We start from the raw sequence: 6,874 nt of genomic DNA, 5'->3' as shown, positions 1-6,874 counted from the left end.
TCTATGGAGGCCAGCTTCTGGATGAGTGAATTTGATGCTAAATCCATGACATCTCAGATGCTTTTTGCACTCTTCATCAGAACAGATATGATAAATTGTTAAACAAACGATTAATCCATAACTTGAGATTATATACCGTTTATATGACTTATGTGGTTTTGATTACAAGCACAAACAGAAAACCGTTCTGGAGAAATTACCGTAAACAATAGGTACATTTTATCATCATACTTTATTTCAGGAAGTTTTTGTATTACGTTTCCATCCTGTATTTCTTTTGTCAGTGGTTGATTGAGGGGAATATTTCCTCTAGTCATACATATATTAATTGTTTGCATTATGTCTGAATTTATAGAAACTGTATTCAGATGAATGCAAACAAAGAAGATGAGTTATAGTGAGAAAACAGAAAATAATAAAAACTCTCTCTTTTATCGGGTTGTCGTTTTTCATGACCTGCCCACCAATTGAACGGTTATTTTTTTTCACTTCATCTATTAAAATCCTTAGATTTTACCCGGATAATTGAAGAGAGGTTATCTAATCGGCTCCCAAAACTCCTTTCCTAATTAGACAGCCCCAGAAATAGAGTATATTTGTTTAGCTCCTGAAACCCTTATTCTAATTTGACGGCATTCTTTAGTATTTCACGATTCGCATTCATCCCTGAAATATCAAGACACGGATTAACACGGGATTTACAAGGATCTCATTTTTTTGCAGGGTTCTAAGATCCAATGTGTCTGCAAATCCGTGTTAATCCTGTAAATCTGTGTCTTAGATATTCAGACGGTCTTCATTCTTAGCTTGCAATTGTTAGATTGCTTTTATAGATATTTTCAGACACGGATTAGCACGGGATTGACACAGATTTCATTTTTTGCGGGGTTCTAAGATAAACGTTTTTGCAGATCCGTGTTGATTCTGTAAATCCGTGTCTAGACAGTTGTTTGAAAAATATATAACTTAATGAAAAAACGAATAGAATTCTAAATTAAAATTCTAATTGGATAACCTCTGGAGAGTTATGTTGTCGTGATTCATGCTATGGGCATAATACTTTTGCCTGTCCAGCATGATGTATGTTGACTTCTTCGGGAAGAATAGGTTGAGTGCATGACCCAGGTATCCTTTTGATAAAGGAGTCCGATAGAGAAGGGTATTCTCTCCGGCCATCCAGCAGTAGATAATGTCCACGGTGCTTCCGAAAAAGCTGCTCTTGCTCGTCTTCTTTTCTCCTGTTCCCGGGGTGGATCTTTCTGTCATGGCCAGGCACATTCCTGAGATGCTCTTTTGTGTATGTCCTTGCTTCTGCCTGCTCACCAGCAGATGCCTTCGTAATCGATCTTTGTCTTGAGCTGATCGGGTCTGAGCATATGCCTCCCGTCGATGACCACCCTGTCGGCCATGCCCTTAAACTCGCTGTCCAGTTTCCCGAATTCTTCCCATTCTGTCATTATCAGGCATCCGTCGGCCCCTGACAGGGCCTCGGATGAGGTGGTGCAATAAGTGATATTGCTGAAGACCTTCTTCATGTTCCCTGCGGCCATGGGGTCGTAGGCTGCGATATCAGCCCCAAGGCGCAGCAGTTCAGCAATAACGGGGATGGAGCGTGATTCCCTTATGTCGTCGGTGTCGTTCTTGAAGGCCAGCCCCAGGATGGCTATTCTCTTGTTCCTGATATGCCCTGTTTTGCGCTGCAGCAGCTCCACCATCTTCAGGGGCTGGTGGTCGTTGACAGCAACCACGGATCCAAGGAGCTGAGGCTCGTAGCCCATCCCCTTTGCCTTGCCTATGAGCGCCTTGACATCCTTGGGAAAGCATGACCCCCCAAAGCCCGCACCGCAGTTGAGGAACCTGCGCTCGATCCTAAAGTCCGTGCCCACGGCGTCCATGACCTCGTAGGTGTCGATGCCCAGGTGCTTGCAGATGTTGCCCACTTCGTTTGCAAAGGAGATCTTGGTCGCCAGGAAGGAGTTGTTGACGTACTTGATCATCTCCGCGGTCCTCGGGTTGGTGCGCGTGACCGCACATTCCAGCCCCCGGTAAAGCTCGGCCACCACAAAGCCCGACCTCTCATCAATGGCGCCCACCACGATCTTGTCCGGATGCATGAAATCGTACACCGCCTTGCCCTCTCTAAGAAACTCCGGGTTCATCGCCACCCCGAAATCCCTCCCCGCCCTCTTCCCCGAGAACTCCTCAACGATGGGTAGCACCACTTTCTCTGTAGTCTCCGGCACCACGGTGCTCTTGACCACCACGACATGATAACCATCCTTCTTCCCGATGGCCGCACCCAGGCTGGCACTTGCCGCCTTCACGATGGCCAGGTCGATGCTCCCGTCCTCCCCCGATGGCGTCCCCACGCAGATAAAGGACACATCCGAGTTCTGCACCGCATAATCATAATCCGATGTCGCAATAAGGCTTTTCTGTGAGTGCTTCATCAAAAGCTCATCCAGCCCCTCCTCCCAGATGGGCGCCCTGCCCGCATTGATCATCTTTACCTTTTCTTCATCGACATCTATACAGATGACCTCATGTCCTAATTCTGCAAAGCAGGCTGCAGAGACAGAGCCAACGTAACCGGAACCTATTATTGAGACTTTCATGATTGGGATTCTCCTTTGTGTGAAGATTGTTGGGGAGTGTATATTAGGGTAATCATATTCTTATGTACTAGTTTTTAACTGCATGGTGCTGTAATATATTCATAAATCGAATCTTCAACTGGATGCTTCATCCGAAGTCTGACTTTTACAACAGAAACATTTTTGCCATCATCATCGACTAAAGTAGCTTCTTTGAAACTTTCATCTATTGGAGTCACATCTCCCATATAGTAAAAATCATTGCTTTCTCCATTACTCTTTTTAATGAATAAAAGCAATCTAATTCCGTTTCTATAATTTCTGATAGTAATTACATCATTACTCTTCAATGTTCTTCTAGATTTAGACATCCATTCAAATTCAGAGTTATTGACAAAGCCTTCTTCATATTTTGTAGTACTCGAGATGTGCTCTTCTTTATGATAGTTTACAAATATTGGACAATTTGTCTTCTGAGGACTGATAAGATAGCCTCCGACATTCTGTGCTAAAGGATTCTGATCCCAGTTCAAAATTCTAAACACATCTTTTCTGGAATACTTCTGATATAATATGAAGCCATCAACATACTTATTTTTGTCAAAATTTCGATCATAAATTGCTTTGGAATATTCCAACATATCATTTAGAAAAATCAAGAAAGTCTCATTTAGGAGTGAATCCATAAAATCCTTATTAAATGAGATCACCCCATTTGCATAAGAAATGATTTTTAAATCATATATTTTACTTACACTAACTAGCTTTTTATTATGACTTTCAGTTACAAAATCAAAATTGATGTTTTTGATACACGATTCTATTGTTTCATCAGAAAGCGAAAATCCATATTTCTCAAAAATAATTACTTTTAAATCTTCATTTAGAAGAATATTTCCAGAAATCAGTTTTTTAAGAATAATAACTTCCTCAATCCTTTTAGTGTTTGCAATTTCATTAGAAAATAACTCAATAAATTTAATCTCTTTTTCAGATAGTTTGTTTTGTAAGGATTCTTCTTGACTTAATACAAAGTTAAAATAAGATTTCGAGTAGTTTACATACAATTGTGGGTCTCGAGAACCATGTTCTACAAAGTCCATCATCATAGGGATTTGACCAATCTTGAATTTTAAGAGTTCGTAGTCTTTGACAAGGTCTTTTTTGAGCTGTAAATTAGCGTTGTCAATTGCTGCAAAAATCTTCTCATGTGTAATTTTATCAAAATTAATTGTTGAAGAACCCGGAATCAAACTACTTCCGGTTAACATCAATTTGCGCAGTGTATCTTTGTTGTAAGTAGTATCCCCATACAATGCAATTGGAATTAAGTAATTGTTATTGTAATTGCCTATGAAATCAATTACAGTTAGGTATTCTTTGTCGTTAACTTTACGCAACCCTCTTCCTAATTGTTGTACAAATATGATGGCTGATGTAGTGGGCCTTAACATAATAATTTGATTTACTTTTGGAATGTCCACGCCTTCATTGAAGATGTCAACAGTAAAGATATAGTCTAATTTCTCGGAAGGATCAGAACTTTCCAATCTATTTATTGCTGTAAATCTCTCCTCTTCACTACTCTTGCCCGATAAAGAAACGGTTCTGTATCCTTTTTTGTTAAATGCATCAGAAATCCCTTGACTTTCATCAACACTGCTACAAAAGACAAGTCCTCTCACACATCCATTATCACATCCGTAAAATTCAGCTTTTTCAATAATTCTATCGATACGTTCTTTTGCTGTTAACAACGAGAAAGCAGCATCTTCATCTAAAACTTTGCCTTCTACTGTAACGTCAATTACACCGAAATAATGAAAATTCGATAACATTTTTTCTTCTAAAGCTCTATGCAACCGAATTTCGTATGCGATATTGTGTTCAAATTGAGAAAAAATATCGAATCCATCGGTTCTCTCAGGAGTAGCAGTCATACCTAACAAAAATTTTGGTTTAAAATGATTGAGGATTTTTTGATAACTTTCTGCACCTGCTCTATGGGTTTCGTCTATAACTATATAATCAAAATGTCTTTGATCAAATTGATGCAAATGTTCTTCCCTTGAAATAGTTTGAATTGTTGAAAAAATAAAATCTGCATTAATCTCTCTTTCATTTCCTGAGTAAATACCCATACTTCGGCTGTCACCAAAAATCTTCCTGAAACTTCTCATCGCATTTTCTGCAATGTTTCTTCGATGTACTATAAACAAAAACTTTTTAGGGTTGTATGCTTTCACATCAAATGCAGATAGATATGTCTTTCCCGTTCCAGTTGCAGAAATTAACAAAGCCTTATATTTATTCTTTGATCTTAAATCATTTAAGTTTGTCAACGCTTCAATCTGCATTTTATTGGGAGCTATTGAATCTGTATGCTGAGATTCGATGCTTTCTATTGAACTTGAAATAAACTTCTTTTTCAAAGCATAATCTATCTCATAGGATTCAATGAATTTATCATCAACGAATTTAGCATTTTCAAATTCAGTTCTAAATTCTTTAATTGAATCGGATATCAATTTAGAGTCACAAGTAGCTGAAATTTTTAAGTTCCATTCCTTATTTGAGCACAATGCATTAGCTGTAAGATTGCTGCTTCCAATAATTAAGTTATATCTATTGTTTTTTTTGAAGAGATATCCTTTTGCATGAAAATCACTATCAACTGCTATTTTTAAATCAATGTTTTTAAATTTTGACAAAGACTTCAATGCTTCTGGTTGAGTGAAATATTGATATTGAGATACCAGTATTTTTCCATTAATTCCACTATTTTGAAGTTCTTCAAATGAATTAATTAGAGTAGTTACACCACTTTTTGTAGCAAATGCTACTGAAAACCAGAATTCGTCACAATTTTTTAGTTCTCTGGAGATGCTCTGTAGTACTTTTTTCCCATTGTCAGCATCATTTACTAGTAACTCTGGAAGATACTCTTTTTTTGAAGCAAAATACTGGTCAATAAAACCCGTTTTCAAACTATCTAATAAATATACAGGAAAGTTATCCATTTTAATATTCCTTCATTAATTTTGAAACAATTGGCAGGTCTGCTTCAGCCCAATCCAAATTTGATAAATTTTCTGGATTTACCCACTTGAAATCAATATGTTCTTTCAGATTCAATGTTGAATTTAAAACACTGCAGATGAAACTGTGCATAGTAACACTAAAATCCGGATATTGATGATTTACAGTTAGAAACTCTCTTTCAATTTCTATTTTCATTTCAAGTTCCTCTAGTAATTCACGTTCTAGTGCTTGTTCTTTAGTTTCATCAGATTCGATTTTTCCACCTGGGAACTCATATTTTAAAGAAATGTACTCGTATTTTCCACGACCTCTTTGAACAGAGAGGACCTTATCATCATCAATTATTATTGCTGCAACTACTTCTAAGTGTTTCATCTGTCTTGTACATCCCAGAAAATATGATAATTTATATACTTTATAACTCTTTTTATAATTATCGGATTGATCTACTGCACCCATCTCAAACAGGAGAGTACTATGAACCCAAGCACCCACATCTTCCCGTAGAACGCTCCGGCCTCCTTGACAGCAGTATCCGCAGATGGCTGCAGAACCCGCAGAAGATACTCCGCCCCTACGTAAAGGAAGGGATGGTCGTACTGGAAGTGGGGTGCGGTCCGGGATTTTTCACGCTTGACATAGCCCGCATGGTGGCCGTTGATCTGCAGGAAGGCATGCTTCAGAAAGTGAGGGATAAGGTCTAGGGGTCTGAAGTGGAAGGGAGGATTGTATTGCACAGGTGCGAGGAGGACCGGCTGGGCGTATCCGGGAGCTTTGACCAGGTGTTCCTGTTCTATGTAGTTCACGAGGTGCCGGACAGGGTGGCGCTCTTCAGGGAAGTGGTGGCGCTGCTTAAGGATGGCGGGCTGGTCTATGTTGAAGAGCCGCCCTTTGAGGTTTCAAAAAAGGCATTTGAGGAGACGCTGAGGATCGCCGGTGGCGCGGGGCTTGAGGTTGTGGGGAGGCCGAAGAGGTTTCCTGATAGGGCGGCGGTGTTGAAGAGGGCTTAGGAAAGCAGCCCAATGGATTAATCCGGCTTCTCAGTGGCCTCAAGCACCAGTTCTATAGCTTCCTTGATATTTTCAAGAGCTTCTTCTTTAGTATCTCCTTCACTTATGGCCGCCGGAAGCTCCAGACAACGGGCTGTATAGCCCCCTTCCTCTGCGACCTCAAGAGCGATTGTATACTCCATAAATATTCATCTATGGGTCCTTATATATTTGATTTCCTGGAATACA

Annotated in this window: 7 protein-coding genes; 2 read left to right on the top strand and 5 right to left on the bottom strand. The window is 39.5% G+C overall.

The window, feature by feature from the left end:
- Positions 1-1,002 precede the first annotated feature (1,002 nt).
- From Q8J68_RS00835 to Q8J68_RS00820, 4 genes are all read right to left on the bottom strand, one after another.
- The gene (locus Q8J68_RS00835; protein ID WP_305309678.1) at positions 1,003-1,266 is read right to left on the bottom strand and encodes a hypothetical protein; all 264 of its coding nucleotides are present in this window, start codon (positions 1,264-1,266) and stop codon (positions 1,003-1,005) included.
- 53 nt (positions 1,267-1,319) lie between these two features.
- Positions 1,320-2,615, bottom strand: coding sequence for a UDP-glucose/GDP-mannose dehydrogenase family protein (locus Q8J68_RS00830; RefSeq protein ID WP_305309677.1), 1,296 nt, complete (start codon positions 2,613-2,615; stop codon positions 1,320-1,322).
- Between the two features lie 74 nt (positions 2,616-2,689).
- Positions 2,690-5,581, bottom strand: a complete 2,892-nt coding sequence (locus Q8J68_RS00825) for a DUF3427 domain-containing protein (protein WP_305309676.1) — start codon at positions 5,579-5,581, stop codon at positions 2,690-2,692.
- 34 nt (positions 5,582-5,615) lie between these two features.
- A complete protein-coding gene (locus Q8J68_RS00820; RefSeq protein WP_305309675.1) occupies positions 5,616-6,011 on the bottom strand; it encodes a (deoxy)nucleoside triphosphate pyrophosphohydrolase in 396 nt (131 codons plus the stop codon).
- Between the two features lie 23 nt (positions 6,012-6,034).
- On the opposite strand from Q8J68_RS00820, the gene Q8J68_RS00815 reads away from it, so the two are divergent.
- Complete coding sequence (locus Q8J68_RS00815; RefSeq protein WP_305309674.1) at positions 6,035-6,340, top strand: class I SAM-dependent methyltransferase; 306 nt, start codon at positions 6,035-6,037, stop codon at positions 6,338-6,340.
- A 27-nt stretch (positions 6,341-6,367) separates the two neighbouring features.
- Positions 6,368-6,646, top strand: a complete 279-nt coding sequence (locus Q8J68_RS00810) for a methyltransferase domain-containing protein (RefSeq protein ID WP_305309673.1) — start codon at positions 6,368-6,370, stop codon at positions 6,644-6,646.
- Between the two features lie 17 nt (positions 6,647-6,663).
- On the opposite strand, the gene Q8J68_RS00805 is transcribed toward Q8J68_RS00810, so the two are convergent.
- The gene (locus tag Q8J68_RS00805; protein ID WP_305309672.1) at positions 6,664-6,828 is read right to left on the bottom strand and encodes a type II toxin-antitoxin system HicB family antitoxin; all 165 of its coding nucleotides are present in this window, start codon (positions 6,826-6,828) and stop codon (positions 6,664-6,666) included.
- Positions 6,829-6,874 lie beyond the last annotated feature (46 nt).

The sequence above is a fragment of the Methanolobus sp. genome (genome assembly GCF_030682845.1).
Lineage (GTDB): Archaea > Halobacteriota > Methanosarcinia > Methanosarcinales > Methanosarcinaceae > Methanolobus.
This window is presented reverse-complemented; position numbering and strand designations above follow the sequence as displayed.